General features: G+C 72.9%; 17 protein-coding genes. 9 read left to right on the top strand and 8 right to left on the bottom strand.

The genetic code is table 11. The annotated features are described in order from the left end of the window. Positions 1–39: 39 nt before the first annotated feature. The 3 genes from ABZ937_RS16185 to ABZ937_RS16175 are packed head-to-tail and all read right to left on the bottom strand — an operon-like array spanning position 40 to position 3,626. Complete coding sequence (locus ABZ937_RS16185; protein ID WP_361691892.1) at positions 40–840, bottom strand: hypothetical protein; 801 nt, start codon at positions 838–840, stop codon at positions 40–42. Further along, positions 840–2,102 (bottom strand): VWA domain-containing protein, encoded by a 1,263-nt coding sequence (locus ABZ937_RS16180; protein ID WP_361691889.1) that lies wholly within the window; start codon positions 2,100–2,102, stop codon positions 840–842. Before ABZ937_RS16180 ends, ABZ937_RS16185 begins: the two co-directional genes overlap by 1 nt. Before the next feature lie 9 nt (positions 2,103–2,111). Next, a complete protein-coding gene (locus tag ABZ937_RS16175) occupies positions 2,112–3,626 on the bottom strand; it encodes an IucA/IucC family protein (protein WP_361691886.1) in 1,515 nt (504 codons plus the stop codon). A 134-nt stretch (positions 3,627–3,760) separates the two neighbouring features. Between ABZ937_RS16175 and ABZ937_RS16170 the strand changes: the two genes are divergently transcribed. Genes ABZ937_RS16170 through ABZ937_RS16155 form a run of 4 tightly spaced genes read left to right on the top strand, consistent with a single transcriptional unit; the run spans position 3,761 to position 10,074 of the window. After that, positions 3,761–5,260, top strand: a complete 1,500-nt coding sequence (locus ABZ937_RS16170; RefSeq protein WP_361691883.1) for an IucA/IucC family protein — start codon at positions 3,761–3,763, stop codon at positions 5,258–5,260. Positions 5,261–5,287: 27 nt separating this feature from the next. Then, positions 5,288–6,202 (top strand): HipA family kinase, encoded by a 915-nt coding sequence (locus tag ABZ937_RS16165; protein WP_361691880.1) that lies wholly within the window; start codon positions 5,288–5,290, stop codon positions 6,200–6,202. Then, on the top strand, positions 6,199–6,477 hold the full coding sequence (locus ABZ937_RS16160; RefSeq protein ID WP_361691877.1) for a SelT/SelW/SelH family protein: 279 nt from the start codon (positions 6,199–6,201) through the stop codon (positions 6,475–6,477). Before ABZ937_RS16165 ends, ABZ937_RS16160 begins: the two co-directional genes overlap by 4 nt. Positions 6,478–6,498: 21 nt before the next feature. After that, positions 6,499–10,074, top strand: a complete 3,576-nt coding sequence (locus ABZ937_RS16155) for an NACHT and WD repeat domain-containing protein (protein WP_361691874.1) — start codon at positions 6,499–6,501, stop codon at positions 10,072–10,074. 42 nt (positions 10,075–10,116) lie between these two features. Here ABZ937_RS16155 and aceB read toward each other — a convergent pair whose 3' ends face one another. Together aceB and ABZ937_RS16145 are read right to left on the bottom strand one after the other, a co-directional pair. Continuing rightward, on the bottom strand, positions 10,117–11,742 hold the full coding sequence (gene aceB / locus ABZ937_RS16150; RefSeq protein WP_361691871.1) for a malate synthase A: 1,626 nt from the start codon (positions 11,740–11,742) through the stop codon (positions 10,117–10,119). Between the two features lie 184 nt (positions 11,743–11,926). Further along, a complete protein-coding gene (locus tag ABZ937_RS16145) occupies positions 11,927–12,535 on the bottom strand; it encodes a nucleotidyltransferase family protein (RefSeq protein ID WP_361691868.1) in 609 nt (202 codons plus the stop codon). Between the two features lie 145 nt (positions 12,536–12,680). On the opposite strand from ABZ937_RS16145, the gene ABZ937_RS16140 reads away from it, so the two are divergent. Beyond that, positions 12,681–12,995, top strand: coding sequence for a DUF5955 family protein (locus ABZ937_RS16140; protein WP_361691865.1), 315 nt, complete (start codon positions 12,681–12,683; stop codon positions 12,993–12,995). A gap of 109 nt (positions 12,996–13,104) precedes the next feature. Here the strand turns inward: ABZ937_RS16140 and ABZ937_RS16135 are convergent, their stop codons facing one another. Together ABZ937_RS16135 and ABZ937_RS16130 are read right to left on the bottom strand one after the other, a co-directional pair. Then, complete coding sequence (locus ABZ937_RS16135; RefSeq protein WP_361691862.1) at positions 13,105–13,407, bottom strand: hypothetical protein; 303 nt, start codon at positions 13,405–13,407, stop codon at positions 13,105–13,107. 151 nt (positions 13,408–13,558) lie between these two features. Further along, positions 13,559–14,353, bottom strand: a complete 795-nt coding sequence (locus ABZ937_RS16130) for an IclR family transcriptional regulator (protein ID WP_361691859.1) — start codon at positions 14,351–14,353, stop codon at positions 13,559–13,561. A gap of 272 nt (positions 14,354–14,625) precedes the next feature. On the opposite strand from ABZ937_RS16130, the gene allB reads away from it, so the two are divergent. The 4 genes from allB (at position 14,626) to ABZ937_RS16110 (ending at position 18,558) form a co-directional block, all read left to right on the top strand. Next, on the top strand, positions 14,626–15,963 hold the full coding sequence (gene allB / locus ABZ937_RS16125) for an allantoinase AllB (protein WP_361691856.1): 1,338 nt from the start codon (positions 14,626–14,628) through the stop codon (positions 15,961–15,963). Positions 15,964–16,002: 39 nt separating this feature from the next. Continuing rightward, positions 16,003–17,118, top strand: coding sequence for an allantoicase (alc, locus tag ABZ937_RS16120; protein WP_361691853.1), 1,116 nt, complete (start codon positions 16,003–16,005; stop codon positions 17,116–17,118). A 127-nt stretch (positions 17,119–17,245) separates the two neighbouring features. After that, on the top strand, positions 17,246–18,058 hold the full coding sequence (locus tag ABZ937_RS16115) for an AIM24 family protein (protein WP_361691850.1): 813 nt from the start codon (positions 17,246–17,248) through the stop codon (positions 18,056–18,058). A 104-nt stretch (positions 18,059–18,162) separates the two neighbouring features. Continuing rightward, positions 18,163–18,558 (top strand): ribonuclease domain-containing protein, encoded by a 396-nt coding sequence (locus ABZ937_RS16110; protein WP_361691847.1) that lies wholly within the window; start codon positions 18,163–18,165, stop codon positions 18,556–18,558. Between the two features lie 51 nt (positions 18,559–18,609). On the opposite strand, the gene ABZ937_RS16105 is transcribed toward ABZ937_RS16110, so the two are convergent. Next, the gene (locus ABZ937_RS16105) at positions 18,610–18,810 is read right to left on the bottom strand and encodes a hypothetical protein (RefSeq protein WP_361691844.1); all 201 of its coding nucleotides are present in this window, start codon (positions 18,808–18,810) and stop codon (positions 18,610–18,612) included. Positions 18,811–18,977: the final 167 nt, after the last annotated feature.

Raw genomic sequence — 18,977 nt, 5'->3', positions numbered from 1 at the left:
GGGCGGCGGGCCTTCACGAAGCGTCATGAGCCGTACGGATCACACGCCCGGCGGCACGTTGGACGGCCGGCCCGAGCCGCGCGTGAGCGCGTACCCGCCGATACCGGCGAGCGCGGCCAGCACACCGCCGATCGCGGTCCACACCCAGCGGTCGGACCACCAGCCGGAGGACCAGCCGTCGTCCGAGCCGAAGCTGGACAGCACGGCCGTCTTCGAACCGTCCTTGTCCTCCTCCGACTTGACGGCGATTCCCGGGACGAGCGGCTTGCCCAGCGAGCCGTCCACCGCCGCCGCGCCGCCCATGTCCTTGGAGTCGACGCGCACCTCGGCGCCGACCGGCTTGCCGAGGTCGGAGACGCCGAGGTCCACCACGGTCAGCCGGACGTAGTACGTGCCGGGCAGCGGGTCAGCGGCCCACGGCTCCGACCAGCCGCGCACCGTGCGCAGCACACAGGCCAGTTCGACCGAGGCGGTGCCCTGCCCGGCGGTGCGGGTCGCGGCGCCGTACTGACACGCCTGGCGCCGCCGCAGCCCGTCGTAGACATCGAGCTGCCAGGTCTGCGAGCCGTGCGTGTCCGGGAGCTTCACCGTCGCCTTGACGGTGGGGCGCTGCCCGGTGTCCGCGGGGAACGACCAGTACAGGTAGTCGCCGGTGGAGGCGGAGGCGGTGGCCTGCTGCCCCTGCTCGATCTCCGTCGCCGTACGGAAGGACGTGCCCGCCTGGGTGGGTGCCTTGCCGTCGTCGGAGGCGCCCGGGGAGGGCGAGGAGTCGGCGGCGGCCGGTCCCGCGGCCAGCCCCAGCGCCAGCAGGGCGGCGCCCAGCACACGTGTGATCCGCATCAGTTCGTCCTCCAGACCGCGACCCGCCAGCGTGACACCCAGCCCCACAGCAGACCCGCCAGGAAGCCGACCAGCACCAGCGCGCCGAGCAGCCACCAGCCACGGCCGAGACCGAAGGCGGCCACGTCGTGGTGGCCCGACGGCCCGTCCACGACGTCGACGGTCAGCTCCAGCGGCAGACCCGGCGTGGTCTTCACGCCCGAGGCCGCCGCGAACGACTGGGTGACCTGCAGGCACACGGTCTCCGCGGGCGCCGCGTCGTCGTCGCTGTCCGCCTTCGGGTACCGCAGACCGGTGGAGATCACATCCGTACGACCGGTGCCGGCGGCCTCACCGCGCACGATCTCCCGGCCGTGCAGGGTCACCGCCCGCAGCAGCACCCCGTAGTTCGGGCCGACGGCCCGGTCGTCCGCCACGCTCACCGAGGCGCGAAGCTCCTGGCCGGGTTCGACGTCCACCTTGTACCAGCGCTGCTGCCCGAACTCCTCACGGTCCGTGTACAGCCCGGACTTGAGGGTGGGCGCCTTCTCGCACCGGTCGGCGCCCTCGGTGGCCACCGGAGTCACCACCGGATCGGCGGCCCGGTCCACCAACTGGCCGACGCGGTCGCTCAGTTCCTCCTTGTGCCGGACATCGGTGTAGGTGCCGCCGGTGGCGTCCGCGATGCAGCTGAGCTGGGCGCGGGTCTTGGCGTCCGGCACCAGGCCGAGGGTGTCGATGGTCAGCCCGATGCCCTTGGCCGCTATCTCCCGGGCCACCTCGCACGGGTCGAGCGGCTGGCAGGTGTCCTCGCCGTCACTGATCAGGACGATACGACGGGTTCCGGAACCGCCGTTCAGGTCGTCCGCCGCCTTCAGCAGCGCGGGCCCGATCGGGGTCCAGCCGGTCGGCGCCAGCGTGGCCACGGCCGTCTTCGCGTCGGTCCGGTTCAGCGGGCCGACCGGGTAGAGCTGCGCGGTGTCCTTGCAGCCCTCCTTGCGGTCGTTGCCGCGGTAGTTGGCACCGAGCGTGCGGATGCCGAGCTGGACCTCCTCCGGGGTGGCGTCCAGCACCTCGTTGAACGCCTGCTTCGCCGCGGCCATCCGGGTGCCGCCGTCGATGTCGCGGGTGCGCATGGAACCGCTGACGTCCAGCACCAGTTCGACCTTCGGAGCGGCCTGGTCCGTCTCGTCAGCGACCGCGCCGGCGGGGAACGCGATCCCGGCCGTCAGGGCGGCGAGCAGAGCACAGACGCCCGCCGCCAGCCGTTGTCTTCTGATCATCGCCGGATCTTATTGATCAGACAGGCCGCACTTCAAAACGAGCGGGTTGGGCAGCGCCGTCCACTGGTCGCCCGGGGTCCGCGGTGACAGGCGCATCAGGGTCAACGCCTTCGCGGGAACCGGTCCGTTGCACAGGGACGTGAGGTCGGGTCCGGGCGGGAGGTGCGGTACGGCGGCGGTCAGGGCTCCGGCCAGTGCCGGGCCCGAACCCGCCGTGGCGGCCAGCGCACCCGCCACCAGGGACCCGAACAGCTTGCGGCGCAGGGCGGTTTCGTCGTCCGTGATCAGGCGGCCCGTGAGAGCGGGCGGGGTGATGCCGTGGCGGGCCAGGCGGGCGGGGCTGATCCGGATGTCGGCGAGGTCGCGGTAGACCAGGCGCACGGGGGTGCCCTCGGCCGACAGGACGACCAGGAGGTTCTGGCCGTGGGCCTCCAGGGCCACGCCGAGGTCCAGCAGGCGCAGGCCCACCGTCAGCGTCAGCCGGGTGAACGCGGCCAGCCAGTCGGGGGAGTCGGGCAGGGCCGTGGTGGCGAGCGCGGCCACCGGCACGACCCGCTCGCCCGGTGCCGCGTACGCCTGCGGCGACTCCCGCAGCAGCGCGGCCAGGTCGGGGGAACGGTCCGTGACCGCCCCCAGCGTGCGGGTGATGTGCAGCAGGCCCTCGGTGCGCGCCGCCAGGTCCTCGGCGAAGTCGGACAGGGGCGCCGCGACCCGCACCGAGTAGGCCGAGATGTCCCGCACCGACGAGGTGAGCCGGGCGCTCAGCGCGGTCTTCACATGCGGGCCGCCGGGCAGCGCCAGGGTGCGCAGGGACATCAGCGGGCGGGCCCGCTGCCACGTGTCGTACGGCCGGTTGAGCACGTGCGTGGCCTGCCAGGGGTGCACCGGCACCAACAGGCGGTCGCCCGACCGGAGTTCCGCCGGCCAGTCGCCGGAGACCAGGCAGTCGGCAGCCGGTACCGGCACCGTGCCCAGCTCGACCACCGGACCGTGCTCCGGGCCGTACGCCAGCTGGTCCGCCACCGAGAAGCCGGGCCGGGAGCGGCAGTTCGGATGGAACGGGTGCCCGTCGACCACCCGCTGCTCCCACGCCCAGTCCTGCTCCGGCCACTCCTTCGGGTGATCGGCGCCGGCCCGGGACAGCGCCAGCGAGGCCACGCTGTGCGCCAGTTCCGCCGCGAACGCGGACCCGTGGGGCACCCCGAGCGCGGTCATCAGACGCGCCGGATCGTCGTGGCGCTCCCGGTCGAGGCGGACCGCGATGACGTACGCGCTCGTGGCGTACGGGTCCGCGTGCGGCCCGTACAGGGTCCGGCCGTCGGCCAGGCGCAGGGCGAGGCTGTACGCCCCCGGCGTCCGGCCGGTGAGCCACGGCAGCGGCTCATGGGCCAGCGCCCGCCACAGCCGGGTCAGCACCGCGGCGCGGGCGCCCGGCAGCTCCGCCGCGTACCGGGGCAGCAGGCCGGGCCGGACAGCGGCCAGCTCCTCGGCGATCTCGGCCTCGGCGGTGGTGGGACGGTGCACGGTCGGCTCCTCGGGTACGCGGACACGGCACGATTGTCAGGGACCGCCGGGAACGGCGGCCATACTGATCAACACCGGCTTCCGGACAGCGCACCCGGCGAGCAGCGACGACCGGGCCCCAGGACGACGGACGAATGGAACGCGTGGACCTCACATCCCCCACCGGCGAGGCCGGCCGCCGCGCCGACGCGTACGCGGCGGCCCCCCTGCTCAACTGCCTGCTGCGGGAGGTGACCGAGCCGCTCCAGGACACCGGGAACCACCGCGTGCACCGGCTGCCGGGCGGACGCCTCCTGCGGGTGCGCGCCGGGCGGCGCCCCGCCGACCCCGAGGTGTACGCGGCCGGGGCCTGGCACCGGATCGGCCACCCGGAGCTGGTCAAACTGGTCGCCGAGGAGCTGCGCCGGCACACCGGGCTGCCCGGCGGCGACCTGCCCGCCGAGATGATCGACAGCCGGGACGCGGTCGCCGCCCTGCTCACCGCCCGCTCCCGGGCCACCGCGCCCGAGGACCCGTATCTGCGCTCCGAGCAGTCCCTGCTCACCGGCCACCCCTACCACCCGGCCCCCAAGGCGCGCGGCGGCGGCCCGGTCACGTCCTGGCTGCCGTACGCCCCCGAGGCGCACGCCCGCTTCCCGCTGGCGCTGCTCGGCGTCCGCGAGGACCAGGTGGCCGAGGAGGGCGACACCACCGCCCTGGACGCCCTGGGCACCGCCCCGGCCGGCTACCGGCTGCTGCCCGCCCATCCCTGGCAGCTCGACCTCGCCGCCCGCGACCTCGCCCCCGCGTTCGCCGACGGCCGGCTGCTGCGGCTCGGCACGACCCCGTTCGACACCTGGCCCACGGCAGCGATCCGCACGGTGTACGAGCCGGGCCGCGATCTGTTCCTGAAGTTCAGCCTGGACGTCCGCATCACCAACGACATCCGACGGCTGTGGCGCCACGACCTGCGCGCACTGCGCCGTACCGACACCGCCGCCTGCCGCGCCTTCGCGGCGCTGGACCCGCCCGCGGCCTGGCTGAGCGACCGCGGCTACCGCACCGCCGCCTTCGCCTTCGAGGAGCTGGCCGTGCTGGTCCGGGACGGGCTGCGCGGCCACCTGCTGCCGGGCGCCACCCCGCTGCTGGCCGCGGCTCTCGCCGAGGGCTTCGAGGGCAGCCCGCTTGCCGCCACCGCCGACCCGGCCGGCTGGTGGGAGGCGTATCTGCGGCAGGTCGTCCCGCCCGCCCTGACGGCCTTCGACGACCACGGGGTCGTCCTGGAGGCCCACCTGCAGAACACCCTCGTCGCCGTCGACGCGGCCGGCACCCCCGTGCAGGCCCTGTTCCGCGACGCCGAGGGCACCAAGCTGCTGCCGGACGTGACGCGGGCCGCCGGCTGGGAGCGCCTGGTGTACTGCCTGGTCGTCAACCACCTCATCGAGATCGCCGGCGCCCTCGCCGACCGCCACCCCGGCCTCGACCCGTGGCCCGCCGTCCGCCGTGAACTCGCCCGGCACGCCCTCCCCGAGATCCCCGCCTTGCTCACCGCGCCCACCCTGCCCGGCAAGACCAACCTGCTGCTGCGCTGGACGGGAGCGGACGGCGCGGACGCCCGCTATCTGCCGCTGCCGAACCCGCTGGCGGGCATCTGATCGAGCGGAGCGCTTACGCTGGCCGGTGTGCTGCGCGATGTGACTGCTGTTCGATACGTGACCCCCCTGCGGTCCGGCGGCTCCGTCCCCGGAGTCGTCGAGGCCGATGACCTCGGCACGTACGTCGTCAAGTTCACCGGCTCGGCGCAGGGCCACAAGGCACTGGTCGCCGAGATCATCGTCGGCGAACTCGCCCGCGCGCTCGGCCTGCGCTTCCCGGAGCTGGTCCTCGTCCACTTCGACCCCGCCGTCGCCGACACCGAGCCGCACCAGGAGGTGCGCGACCTGCACAGCGCCAGCGCGGGCGTCAATCTCGGCATGGACTATCTGCCGGGCGCCCGGGACTTCACCCCGGAGATCGCCCGGACCTTCCCGGTGGACCCGCTGGAGGCCGGCCGGATCGTCTGGCTGGACGCGCTGACCGTCAACGTCGACCGTACGGTCCACAGCTCCAACCTGATGGTCTGGCCCACGCTGGGCACCGTGCCCCCGCGCCTGTGGCTCATCGACCACGGTGCCGCGCTCGTCTTCCACCACCGCTGGGACACCACGGCCCCGGGCCGCAGGTACGACTTCCGGCACCACGCCCTCGGCCACTACGGCCCCGACGTGCGCGCCGCCGACGCCGAACTGGCGCCCCGGGTGACGGAGGAACTGCTGCGCCGGATCGTCGCCGAGGTGCCGGACGCCTGGCTCGCCGAGGACGCCGGGTTCGCCACGCCCGACGACGTCCGCGACGCCTACGTCGGCTACCTCCTGGACCGCGTCCGGCTGTCGTCCGAGTGGCTGCCCACCGACTTCCCGAGCCGCGAGGAACTCGCGGCCGAGGAGGCCGCCCGCGCGACGAAGACCCAGCAGGGCCGCCCGGCCTGGCTCAAGCGGGTCCCCGACCTGCACGGCAAGCCGGCGGCGGAACAGGATTGGTCGGTGCACCTCGGATGACCCACCGCGTCCAGATCGAGTACTGCACCCAGTGCCGCTGGCTGCCCCGGGCGGCCTGGCTGGCGCAGGAGCTGCTCACCACCTTCGAGACCGAACTGACCGAGCTGTCGCTGAAGCCGGGCACGGGCGGTGTCTTCGTCGTCCGCGTGAACGACGAGGTCGTCTGGGACCGCCGCGACCAGGGCTTCCCGGAGCCCACGGCGGTCAAGCGCCTGGTACGCGACCGGGTGGCCCCGGGAAAGCCGCTGGGCCACTCGGACAGGGCCGCCGAGTGATATCGGCCCGGCCGGCGCCCGGTGAAGGGGACCCGGAGGACGAGCCTCGACCTCGCGTCGCTGCTTCTGGGACTGGTCTTCGGTGTCGGTACCAACCTCCTCACCGCGGATCCGGACGGCTGGTGGGCGCCGCTGCGCGCCGTGAACCGCTACGCCGCCGTGTGGCTGCCGGCGGGCGTCGCCGCGGCGGTCGCCTGGGAACTCGGGCAGCGGTGGCGGGAGCGGCGCCGGGTGCCCTGGACGCGGTCCGACAGCCCGTATCCCGGCCTGGAGGCCTTCGCCGAGGACCGCGCGGACGTCTTCTTCGGCCGCGAGGACGAGACCCGGGAGGCGGTGCGCGCCCTGACCGCCGCCCGCTCGCCCGCGCAGCGCGTGCTCACCGTGGTCGGCCCGTCCGGCTGCGGAAAGTCCTCCTTCGTCGCGGCGGGCCTGCTGCCGGACCTCAGGCGCCGCCGCTGGGCGGTCCTCGGCCCGTTCAGACCGGGCGCCGGCCCTTTCCTCGCCCTGGCGCAGGCCCTGACCCCGCGCGGCGCCGAACGGCAGGGCGACACGGCGGTACGCCTCGCGCGCGAGCTGCGCCAGGAGGCTTTGGCGGGAAGCGGATCGACGGTCCTTCCGGCCGCGCTGGGAGCGGCCGCCCGGGGACACCGGGCGCGGATCGTCCTCGCGATCGACCAGTTCGAGGACGTCGTCCGGATGGCCTCGCCCACGGAACGCGAGCTGTTCCTGCGGGCGTTACGGGCTGCCGTACGGTCACACCCGCAGTTGCACCTGGTCCTCACGCTGCCGTCCGGCTTCCTGCACGACCCCGAGCTGCGGCCGTACGACGACCTCCTGCGCACCCGCTTCCCGCTCGGCACGCTCACCTCGCGGCAGACCAGGGCGGTCATCGCGGGCCCGGCGCGGGCCGCGGGCGCGGACATCGCCGAGGAGGTGGTGGACGACCTGGTGGTCGAGGCCACCGAGGGCGACGCCCTGCCCCTGCTCGGCCAGGTGCTGCGCGACCTGTACGAGGCGGCGGGCCCGGACCACGTCATCGGGCCGGACCTGCTGGCGCGGACCGGCCCGCTGTCCCAGGCCATCGCCCGGTACGCGGAAGGTACCTACGCGCGGCTCGTCGCCGAGCATCCCGGAGCGCGGGTGGAGGCGGTGCTCCTGAGGTTCGTCGCCTGGGACGAACGCGGCTTTTCCCGGCAGTCCGTGCGGAGAACGTCTCTGGACGCGGCCGGACTGGCGGTCGTCGAGGATCTGCGCCAGGCCCGTCTGGTGACGGACGTCGACGAGGGTGAGGCCTTCGACCTCGTCCACGAGGCGCTGCTGCGGCACTGGCCCAGGCTACGGGAGCTGACGGAGCGTCACCAGGGCGTACTGCGCCGCCTCACGGACCTCGAACGCCGGGCAGCGGCCTGGCTGGCGAACGACCGGTCGGCGGACGACCTGCTGCTCGGGCAGCGGCTCGCGCAGGCACGGGAGCTGGTCGATGCGCACGGCACCTCCCCGGCCCTCGCCGAGCTGGTCGCCGCCTCCGGGGCCAGGGCGGAGGCGGCCGCCGGGGAACGCGCCGACGACCTCGCGGACCGGGCGCAGCAGGCCTACGCGCTGCGCGGGGAACGGCGGCTGGCGTTGGGGCTGGTGGCCGCGGCGGTACGGGAGTTCAGGGCGACCGAGAAGGTCGCGCTGACGCTGTGGGGGATCGGGCACGACCCGGTGGTCGACGGCCTCGGACTCGGGCACGCGGGGACGGTGCTCGCGTCCGGCTGGGATCCGGGCAGCGGGCATCTGCGGACGATAGGGGCGGAGGGCGATCTGTGCACCTGGACGGCTCGTGGTGACCTGGTCGGCCAGGAGTCCTTGGGGCTGGGGGAGTTGCGGGCGGCCGGCATCGGCGAGGACGCCTACTGGGTGGACACCCGTGAGATGCTCGCCGTAAGGCGCTTCGACGCTCCGGAGTTCTGGTCCGCCACGGGCGCGGCAGGTCCCTTCGGAGACCGGGCGCTGGGGCTGTCACCGGACGGTTGGCGTGCCGCCGCCCAGTTGGCCGACACCGGCGTCGACATCATCGACTTCACACCCGTGCCGCGGGGACGGCTCGCGGAGGTGCGTCACTCCTACCAGGCGCCGCCGGTCAAGGCGCTGGCGTGGTCGCCCGACTGCTCCTTCCTCGCCCTGTTCGCCTGGAACGAGCTGCATGTCGTACGCATGTCGGACGGCGACCCGGCCTGGCGTCTCGTCAGGGGCGACGACGAACTCCCGGGCACCACCTCGTGGTTCGCCTGGGCCCCGGACGGCCGTCGAGCGGCCGAGGTGTCCGGCCGTACCCTGCGGATCAGGGCCGCCGAGGACGGCACCGTCCTGGACGAGTGGGACACCGGGGTGGAAGCCGGCGGTGTCTTCTGGTCACCTGACGGAGAGATGGTGGCCGTGGCGGTGTCCGACGCCGGCCGGGGAGCGAGCGCGGCGATCACCGTGTGGCGGGTCGCCGACCACACGCTGCTGCGCCGCCTGCGTGCCCCCTGGGGCGCCGAGGAGATCGCCTGGCGCGCCGACAGTGCCTGCTTCGCGTGGCGGTCGCGGTTCAGCGGCGTGTGGATCGGTGATCACGGCTCGTGGCGCCCCCGGCCGCTGCCGGGCGGACTGCTGCGCAGCGTGTCGTCGCAAGCCGGGCGGGTGGCCGCCACCGTGCAGGGAGGCGATGCCGTCTACGTGACGGAGCCCGGCACCGGCGCCGGACCCCGGAAGGTCGTCACGGCTCGCGATCCGAAGCCGGTGCTGCTCGCCTGGCAGCCGGGGGCGGACCGGCTGGCGGTCTCCTTCGCCGGCGGCCGGGTGGAGATCGTGGACCCCGCCTCAGGCCGCTGTGCTGCCGCGATGTCCACGGCGTACGACATGGTGGACCGCGTCCTGTGGTCCCCGGACGGTTCGCTCCTCGGCACCGTCAGCCATGACTTCCTCGCCGCCGCCCACCGCGTCGAGGTCTGGGATCCCGTGACCGGGAGCCGTGTCGCCCGGACCGAGGACATCGAGCGCGGAACCGATGTGCTGGCCTGGAGCCCCGACGGCCGGAACCTGGTGACCGCGGAGAGAGAAGGACCCCTGGTCGTCCGGGACGCCTCGACCGGGCGTCGGCTGCTCGACATCCCCGTGGGCGAGGGGGCCACCGCCGGCGCGGCCTGCTGGTCGCCCGACGGACGCCGGCTCGCCTTCCTCGACGGGGAGTCCGCCGTACGGATCTGCGACGCCGGTGACGGCTCACCCCTGGCGCGTTCCGCCGCCACCTACGGCAGTGCCGCCGTGCTCCTGTGGTCCCCCGACGGACGCCTGCTCGCGACCGCGGGGGGCGGGTGGGTCGCCTTCTGGCGGGCGGAGACGGGAGCGTGCCAGGCCGTGTCCCGGCTGGCGTGCCGGCTGCCGCTGGACGCGCACTGGTCCGGCGACGGCCGCTCCTTCGTCGTCACCGGCGAGGACCACCGCCGCTACACCTGGTCGCTGCCCGACGGCACGGACGCCCGGCAGTGCGAGGCGCTCCTGGAACGGGTCGCGGCCGAGCCGGCCGAGCTGACCGCCGAGGAGCGCCGGCGCCACGGCCTGCCCACGTGAACGCCCCCGGCACCGCTCGGTGCGGGGGCGTTCACAGCGATGTCAGCCGCGCAGCTGCTCGTACGCCGGCAGGGTGAGGAAGTCGGCGTAGTCCTCGTCCAGGGACACCTGGAGCAGCAGGTCGTGCGCCTCCTGCCAGTGGCCGGCCGCGAAGGCCTCCTCGCCGATCTCCTTGCGGAGGGCGTCCAGTTCCTCGGCGGCGACCTTGCGGGCCAGCTCCGGCGTGGCCTTCTCGCCGTTCTCGAACTCGACGCCCGCGTTGATCCACTGCCAGATCTGCGACCGGGAGATCTCGGCGGTGGCCGCGTCCTCCATCAGGTTGAAGATGGCGACCGCGCCGAGGCCGCGCAGCCAGGCCTCGATGTAACGGATGCCGACCTGGACGGCGTTGACCAGGCCGTTGTACGTCGGCCTGGCGTCGAGCGAGTCGATCGCGATCAGGTCGGCCGCCTCGACGTGGACGTCCTCGCGGAGGCGGTCCTTCTGGTTCGGCTTGTCGCCGAGGACCTTGTCGAAGGACTCCATGGCGATCGGCACCAGGTCGGGGTGGGCGACCCAGGAGCCGTCGAAACCGTCGTTCGCCTCGCGGTCCTTGTCGGCGCGGACCTTCTCGAAGGCGACCTTGTTGACCTCGGCGTCCTTGCGGGACGGGATGAAGGCCGCCATGCCGCCGATGGCGTGCGCGCCGCGCTTGTGGCAGGTGCGGACGAGGAGTTCGGTGTACGCCCGCATGAACGGGGCGGTCATCGTCACGGCGTTGCGGTCCGGGAGGACGAACCTCTGCCCGCCGTCACGGAAGTTCTTCACGATGGAGAACAGGTAGTCCCAGCGGCCGGCGTTCAGGCCCGCGGCGTGGTCGCGCAGCTCGTAGAGGATCTCCTCCATCTCGTACGCGGCCGTGATGGTCTCGATCAGGACGGTGGCGCGGACGGTGCCCTGCGGGATGCCGACGTAGTCCTGGGCGAAGACGAACACGTCGTTCCACAGGCGGGCTTCGAGGTGCGACTCGGTCTTCGGCAGGTAGAAGTACGGGCCCTTGCCGAGGTCGAGCAGCCGCTGCGCGTTGTGGAAGAAGTACAGGCCGAAGTCGACGAAGGCGCCGGGGACGGCCCGGCCGTCGGCGTCGACCAGGTGCCGCTCGTCCAGGTGCCAGCCGCGCGGGCGCATGACGACGGTCGCCAGCTCCTCGTTCGGCCGCAGGGCGTACGACTTGCCGGTGCGCTCGTCGGTGAAGTCGATGCTGCGGGTGTAGGCGTCGATCAGGTTGGCCTGGCCGAGGACGACGTTCTCCCAGGTGGGCGCGGAGGCGTCCTCGAAGTCGGCGAGCCAGACCTTCGCGCCCGAGTTGAGCGCGTTGATGGTCATCTTGCGGTCGGTGGGGCCGGTGATCTCGACGCGCCGGTCGTTCAGCGCGGCCGGGGCCGGGGCGACCTTCCAGGAGTCGTCCGCGCGGACGGCGGCCGTCTCCGGGAGGAAGTCGAGCGTGGAGGTGCGGGCGATCTCGGCGCGGCGCTCGGCCCGGCGGGCCAGGAGTTCGTCACGGCGCGGGGTGAACCGCCGGTGCAGCTCCGCCACGAAGGCGAGCGCCGCGTCCGTGAGGACCTCCTCCTGCCGGGGCAGGGGCTCGGCGTCGACGATGGCCAGCGGGGACGGCGCTGGTGCGGACATGAGCTGTCACTTCCTTCAGCGGTGGCACCGGGTGCCTAGTGGCACGTATAGGGCAAACAGCGCCCGCTGTGCGGTCGGACGCTTCTGAACAGTGGATAGTAGTTTCCTCATTGTGGAACTTCAATGGTTTGTTGATGTCGAGATTCTCTGAGTCGAGGCAAGGTGGCGCTCGGTGCCACCCCGTTCACTCAAGGTGGCTCAGATCGGCCTCGGTGTCGATGTCGTACGGCTCGGCGACGTCCGCGCACTCCACGAGCCGGATCCGGTCCTCGTGCGCCGTGAGGTAGGCCCGCGCCCCGCGGTCCCCGGTGGCCGTCTCCGCGATCCCCGCCCAGTGCGCGGCACCGAACAGCACCGGATGCCCGCGCACCCCGTCATAGGCGGCCGAGACCAGCGATTTCTCGCCCTCGTACGCCCCGAGCACCCGGGCCACCGCGGCGGGCCCGATACCGGGCTGGTCGACCAGGCCGACCAGGGCCGCGCGCACGCCCGTACCGGCGAGCGACGCCAGTCCGGCGCGCAGGGACGACCCCATGCCCTCGGCCCAGTCCGGGTTGTCCACGAGCACACAGCCGGCCAGCTCGGCGCGGTCCCTCACCTCGTCCGCCCGGGCGCCCAGCACGACATGGATCCGCGCGCACCCGGCCGCCCGCAGTACCCCGACCGCGTGCTCCACCAGGGGTCGCCCCCGGTGCGGCAGCAGCGCCTTGGGGCGCCCGCCGAGCCGTCTGCCGCCGCCGGCGGCGAGCAGCAGTCCCGCGACATCCGCCTGAAGACCCTGGTTGTCCGTCATGGGTCCTGCATACCCGACGGCGCCGGAACCGGCCGGATTTTCCGGCGCCGATTCCCATGGGCTGAATTTCGGTCCGCGCTGTGGCGCTCCCGCACGGGGTGGCGTTTACTGACCCGCGCACGACGGCGTGCCTGGGGGGAGGGCTGTGTTGCGGAGCTTGGGGCAGAGGCCAGTGACCGTCAGCGACGAGGACCGGAGAGTGGCGGAACTGCGGACCGCGGTGTCCCGGCTGCGCCGCGAACTCGCCGTGCTCCCCTCCGACTTCCCCGACCGCGCCATCGCCGAGGACGAGCTGGCGGCCCTCGCGGCCATGGCCACCGGCGGCCGCCCGGAGATCCCCCGCCTGCGCGGCTCCCTGTTACTGATCGCGGGCGCGATCGGCTCGGTCAGCGCGCTGGCGCGGGGTCTGCGGGAGGTCCGTGAGGCGGTGGACCTGTTCGGGGAGCCGCCGTTCCGGTGAGCGGTGCACGGAGCGCGGACCGGTCTCGGGTCCCTCGCCCGCCCGCCCCGTACACGCCGACGGGCCGCACGCAGGAGCTGGCGTGCGGCCCGTCGGCGATGTGCCGGTGCTAAGAGCACGTGTTGTTCGACGGGGAGTTCGTGGAAGCGGTGGAGACCTGGGTCGGGCCGGGGCCGATCGCGATGCCCCCGATGAAGTCCGGCGTGACGACGGTGGCCACCGCCGCCAGGGTCGCGGGCACGTCGACGAGGCTGAACGTCGACTGGTTCTGGCAGTTGACGAACTTGATGCCCTGGTCGGTGGCGCTGGTGCCGGTGCCGGTGCCCAGAGACGGGGCGGCGACCGCCACCCCGGCCAGGACCTGGGAGCCGAGCACTGCGACGGCGGCCGCCATGGGGATGAGAGCCTTCACGTGGATGAGCCTCCGAAAGAAGGTCGATTCGGTGAAACTCATCATGAAGGGGAATATTGGGACACATGGGGCGCGGCATGCCTTGTCGTGCCGAATGACATCCGAACGGAGTATGGCGGGACCGCCCGGGTGTGGTCCCCGTCGCCCGGGCTCAGGCGCCCGAACTCGCCAGCGCCTGGGACAGTTCCCTCGCCACCTGCTGCAGCACCGGCACGATCTTCTCCGTCGCCGCCTCGGTGACCCGTCCCGCCGGCCCGGAGATGGAGATCGCCGCGGCCGTCGGGGAGTCGGGTACGGACACCGCGAGGCACCGAACCCCTATCTCCTGCTCGTTGTCGTCGACGGCGTACCCCAGCTGCCGTACGTCGTCCAGCGCCGCCAGGAAACCGTCGGGGGTCGTGATGGTCTTCTCGGTCGCGGCCGGCATCCCCGTACGGGCCAGCAGCGCCCGCACCTCGTCGTCCGGCACCCCGGCGAGCAGCGCCTTGCCCACGCCGGTCGAGTGCGGCAGCACCCGTCGGCCCACCTCGGTGAACATCCGCATCGAGTGCTTCGACGGCACCTGCGCCACGTACACGATCTCGTCCCCGTCGAGCAGCGCCATGTTCGCCGTCTCGCCGGTCTCCTCCACCAGCCGGGCCAGATACGGCCGCGCCCAGGTGCCGAGCAGCCGGGACGCGGACTCGCCGAGCCGGATCAGGCGGGGGCCGAGCGCGTACCGCCGGTTGGCCTGCTGGCGCACGTAGCCGCAGGCGACCAGCGTGCGCATCAGCCGGTGGATGGTCGGCAGGGGCAGCCCGCTGGCGGCGGACAGCTCGCTCAGGCCCACCTCGCCGCCCGCGTCCGCCATCCGCTCAAGCAGGTCGAAGGCGCGCTCCAGGGACTGCACCCCGCCGGCGGCGGAGGGCTTCGCGGAGTCGGTGGTGCTGGCGCTGGACGTCGGCACGGCGCGTTCCTTTCGGGACTGGCGGGAGGGCAGAAGCCTACCCGGCAGCCGGTTGACTCCCTGCTTGTACATAGCTACGTTCTGCCTGCTGGAATTCTAATTCCGCTTTGTGGAAACGTCCAGAGGGTGCGCCTCTGTCGCGCTGTCCGGAAGTGTGCCCCTTGACGAGGGGGAAGCGGGAGTGAAGACTCCTTCAACAGAACGTTGAAATCCGCTTCGTGGGTGTTCATCCCGTTTCCTGGATGTAAGCGGCGGTGGAGAGAGGGGTTCGGGTGTCCGACGCTGAACTGGTGCTGCGCTCGACGCGCGTGATCACTCCGGAAGGTACGCGGGCCGCCACGGTCACCGTGTCCGCGGGCAGGATCACGGCCGTGCTGCCGTACGACGCCGAGGTCCCGGCCACGGCCCGGCTGGAGGACGTCGGCGACCACGTCGTGCTGCCCGGCCTGGTCGACACCCACGTGCACGTCAACGACCCGGGCCGCACCGAGTGGGAGGGCTTCTGGACGGCCACCCGCGCGGCGGCGGCCGGCGGCATCACCACGCTGATCGACATGCCGCTCAACTCCCTGCCGCCGACGACCACGGTCGACAACCTGCGCGTCAAGCAGGACGTGGCCCGGGACAAGGCGCACATCGACGTCGGCTTCTGGGGCGGCGCCCTGCCCGACAACGTCAAGGACCTGAGCCCGCTGCACGACGCCGGGGTCTTCGGCTTCAAGGCGTTCCTCTCCCCGTCCGGCGTGGACGAGTTCCCGCACCTCGACCAGGACCGGCTCGCCCAGTCCCTGGCGGAGATCGCCGGCTTCGACGGGCTGCTGATCGTGCACGCCGAGGACCCGCACCACCTGGCCGCCGCCCCGCAACAGGGCGGCCCGAGGTACGCCGACTTCCTCGCCTCCCGCCCGCGCGACGCCGAGGACACCGCCATCGCGAACCTCATCGCGCAGGCCCGGCGGCTGAACGCGCGCGTGCACGTGCTGCACCTGTCCTCCAGCGACGCCCTGCCGCTGATCCGCGCCGCCCGCGCCGAGGGCGTCCGCATCACCGTGGAGACCTGCCCGCACTACCTCACCCTGACCGCCGAGGAAGTCCCGGACGGCGCCAGCGAGTTCAAGTGCTGCCCGCCCATCCGCGAGGCCGGCAACCGGGACCTGCTCTGGGCGGCCCTCGCCGACGGCACCATCGACTGCGTGGTCACCGACCACTCGCCGTCCACGGCCGACCTGAAGACGGACGACTTCGCCACCGCGTGGGGCGGCATCTCCGGCCTCCAGCTGAGCCTGTCCGCCGTATGGACCGAGGCCCGCAGGCGCGGTCACACCCTGGAGGACGTCGTCCGCTGGATGTCCACGCGGACCGCCGCCCTGGTCGGCCTCGGCCAGAAGGGCGCCATCGAGGCCGGCCGCGACGCCGACTTCGCCGTCCTCGCCCCCGACGAGACCTTCACCGTCGACCCGGCCGGCCTCCAGCACCGCAACCGGGTCACCGCCTACGCCGGCAAGACCCTGCACGGCGTAGTCAAGTCCACCTGGCTGCGCGGCGAACGCATCGTCGCCGACGGCACCTTCACCGAGCCGAAGGGGCGCCTCCTCACCAGGACCCACTGACTCCCACCCACCGAGCTTCGAAAGGCAGACCTGATCACTGTGACGGCGATACCGAGTTTCACCGGCGACGCGAACCCCTACGGAGGCGGCGACCCGTACGCGGACTACCGCACCGCCGACTTCCCCTTCACCCAGTACGCCAACCTCGCCGACCGGCAGCTCGGCGCCGGTGTCATCGCCGCCAACGACGAGTTCTTCGCCCAGCGGGAGAACCTGCTGGTGCCCGAGCGGGCCGAGTTCGACCCCGAGCACTTCGGCCACAAGGGCAAGATCATGGACGGCTGGGAGACCCGCCGGCGCCGCGGTGCCTCCAGCGAGCACCCGTGGCCGACCGCCGAGGACCACGACTGGGCGCTGGTCCGGCTCGGCGCGCCCGGGGTGATCCGCGGGATCGTCGTCGACACCGCCCACTTCCGCGGCAACTACCCGCAGGCCGTCTCGGTCGAGGGCGCCTCCGTACCCGGTTCCCCGTCCCCGGAGGAGCTGCTGGGCGACGACGTGAAGTGGACGACCCTGGTCCCGCGCACCCCGGTCGGCGGGCACGCGGCGAACGGCTTCGCCGTCTCGGCCGAGCAGCGCTTCACGCACCTGCGGATCAACCAGCACCCGGACGGCGGCATCGCCCGTCTGCGCGTGTACGGCGAGGTCGTCCCGGACCCGCAGTGGCTGGCGGTCCTCGGCACCTTCGACGTGGTCGCCCTGGAGAACGGCGGCCAGGTCGAGGACGCCTCCAACCTCTTCTACTCGCCGGCCACCAACACCATCCAGCCGGGCCGCTCCCGCAAGATGGACGACGGCTGGGAGACCCGGCGCCGCCGCGACCAGGGCAACGACTGGATCCGCTACCGGCTCGCCGCCCAGTCCCAGATCCGCGCGATCGAGATCGACACCGCCTATCTGAAGGGCAACAGCGCCGGCTGGGCGTCGGTCTCCGTGAAGGACGGCGAGGACGGCGAGTGGACCGAGGTCCTCCCGCGCACCCGCCTCCAGCCCGACACCAACCACCGCTTCGTGCTGCCCGAGCCGGCGGTCGGCACGCACGCGCGGATCGACATCTTCCCCGACGGCGGCATCTCCCGGCTGCGCCTGTTCGGCTCCCTGACCGAGCAGGGCGCGAGCGGCCTCGCCGTCCGCCACCAGGAACTGGGCGGCTGATCCCCGCCCACGCGCGCGTGGGACGCCCCGGCCGGGACAGCACCGGGGCGTCCCGCACCTCACCCGCACGGAGTCTTGGTCCCGCCGGTCCGGAACTCTTTCGTCCACCTCTCGCGTTGTCTCCCACGTGACCCTTCAGCAAGAGATCGTCGGCAACGCCATGCAGATGGCGGTCGTCAACCTGCACCCCGGCCAGACCGTGTACTGCGAGGCCGGAAAGTTCCTTTTCAAGACGGCGAACGTGACCATGGAGACGCGGCTGTCCGGCCCGTCGGCGGGCGGCGGGCAGCAGCAGGGCGGCTCGGGCGGCATGGGCGGCCTGCTGCGCCAGGCCATGGGTACCGCCATGCAGGTCGGCCAGCGCGTGCTCGCCGGTGAGTCGCTGGCCTTCCAGTACTTCACCGCGCAGGGCGGCGAGGGCACGGTCGGCTTCGCGGGCGTGCTCCCCGGTGAGATGCGTGCCCTGGAGCTGGACGGCACGCGCGCGTGGTTCGCCGAGAAGGACGCCTTCGTGGCCGCCGAGTCCAGCGTCGAGTTCGGCATCGCCTTCCAGGGCGGCCGTACGGGCATGAGCGGCGGCGAGGGCTTCGTCCTGGAGAAGTTCACCGGGCGCGGCACGGTGATCATCGCCGGCGCGGGCAACTTCATCGACCTGAACCCGGCGGACTTCGGCGGCCGTATCGAGGTCGACACCGGCTGCGTGGTCGCCTTCGAGGAGGGCATCCAGTATGGCGTCCAGCGCGTCGGCGGCCTCAACCGGCAGGGGATCATGAACGCCGTCTTCGGCGGCGAGGGCCTGTCCCTGGCCACCCTGGAGGGCAACGGCCGGGTGATCCTGCAGTCCCTCACCATCGAGGGCCTCGCCAACGCCCTGAAGAAGGCCCAGGGCGGCGACAAGCAGGGCCCGACCGGCGGACTGTTCTCGACGCACACGGGCTGAACCGGCTCGCGGCAGGTTAACTTCCCGAAAACTCATCGGACTTGATGGGAAAATCTTCAACTTTGACGTTGACATGTCAACGTCTACGCGCGTCATCATGGGGCATGAGATTCCCCCCACGTGCCACACGCGTCGGCGCCGCAGCCGCGCTCCTGTCCGCCCTCCTCGTGGGCGGCACCGTCACCGCCACCACGGCGGACGCCGCAGCCGCGTCGGTCGGCAGCATCTGCTACGGCGACCTGCCGTCGCAGGCCTACGACACCCTGCGCCTGATCGAGCAGGGCGGCCCCTTCCCGTACTCGCAGGACGGGATCGTCTTCCAGAACCGGGAGAGCGTCCTGCCCAAGCAGTCGTCCGGCTACTACCACGAGTACACGGTGAAGACCCCCGGCTCCTCCACCCGCGGTGCCCGGCGCATCGTCACGGGTGAGGAGTACCAGGAGGACTACTACACCGCCGACCACTACGCCACGTTCGACCTGATCGACTACGGCTGCTGAGTCCGGCCCGGCCCGAGGGAACGGTGCGTCCGGCCGGGGGCCGGTCCGCGCTCAGCCGGACCCCCGGCTCTCCGCGGCGGCGAACAGGGCGAACGCGAGCACCACGAGCGCGACGCTCGCGTAGACCTCGTAGCCGTCGAGGAAGCCGAGCCGCTGCACGAGACCCACGTGCCAGTCGGTGAACTCGTGCACCAGGCCCAGCACGCCCTGCACCAGGGCGATGAACCCGAGAAGTTCCAGTAGCTGTTTCACGGTACGACTCTCGCCCCGCGGCCTCCCCCCACACATCGGCCGCGGGGCGAGTACCCGGCGCCGAAAGGCTGCGCCTCGGCCGGCGGGCGGCACCCAAAGTCCACGGCGGTGCGACTTTGGTCGGTCTTCCCCGGGCGTTCGGTCGGCGATCCCGGGCGGGGAGCGGC

It is taken from the genome of Streptomyces sp. NPDC046727 (assembly GCF_040645635.1).
Classification (GTDB): domain Bacteria; phylum Actinomycetota; class Actinomycetes; order Streptomycetales; family Streptomycetaceae; genus Streptomyces.
Note: the sequence above shows the minus strand (reverse complement) of the source record. Positions and strands in the feature narration are given on the sequence as shown.

Coding starts and splice junctions, on each gene's coding strand:
- ABZ937_RS16185 (WP_361691892.1), bottom strand. CDS start 840: ATGCGGATCACACGTGTGCTGGGCGCCGCCCTGCTGGCGCTGGGGCTG.
- ABZ937_RS16180 (WP_361691889.1), bottom strand. CDS start 2,102: ATGATCAGAAGACAACGGCTGGCGGCGGGCGTCTGTGCTCTGCTCGCC.
- ABZ937_RS16170 (WP_361691883.1), top strand. CDS start 3,761: ATGGAACGCGTGGACCTCACATCCCCCACCGGCGAGGCCGGCCGCCGC.
- ABZ937_RS16160 (WP_361691877.1), top strand. CDS start 6,199: ATGACCCACCGCGTCCAGATCGAGTACTGCACCCAGTGCCGCTGGCTG.
- aceB (WP_361691871.1), bottom strand. CDS start 11,742: ATGTCCGCACCAGCGCCGTCCCCGCTGGCCATCGTCGACGCCGAGCCC.
- ABZ937_RS16145 (WP_361691868.1), bottom strand. CDS start 12,535: ATGACGGACAACCAGGGTCTTCAGGCGGATGTCGCGGGACTGCTGCTC.
- ABZ937_RS16110 (WP_361691847.1), top strand. CDS start 18,163: ATGAGATTCCCCCCACGTGCCACACGCGTCGGCGCCGCAGCCGCGCTC.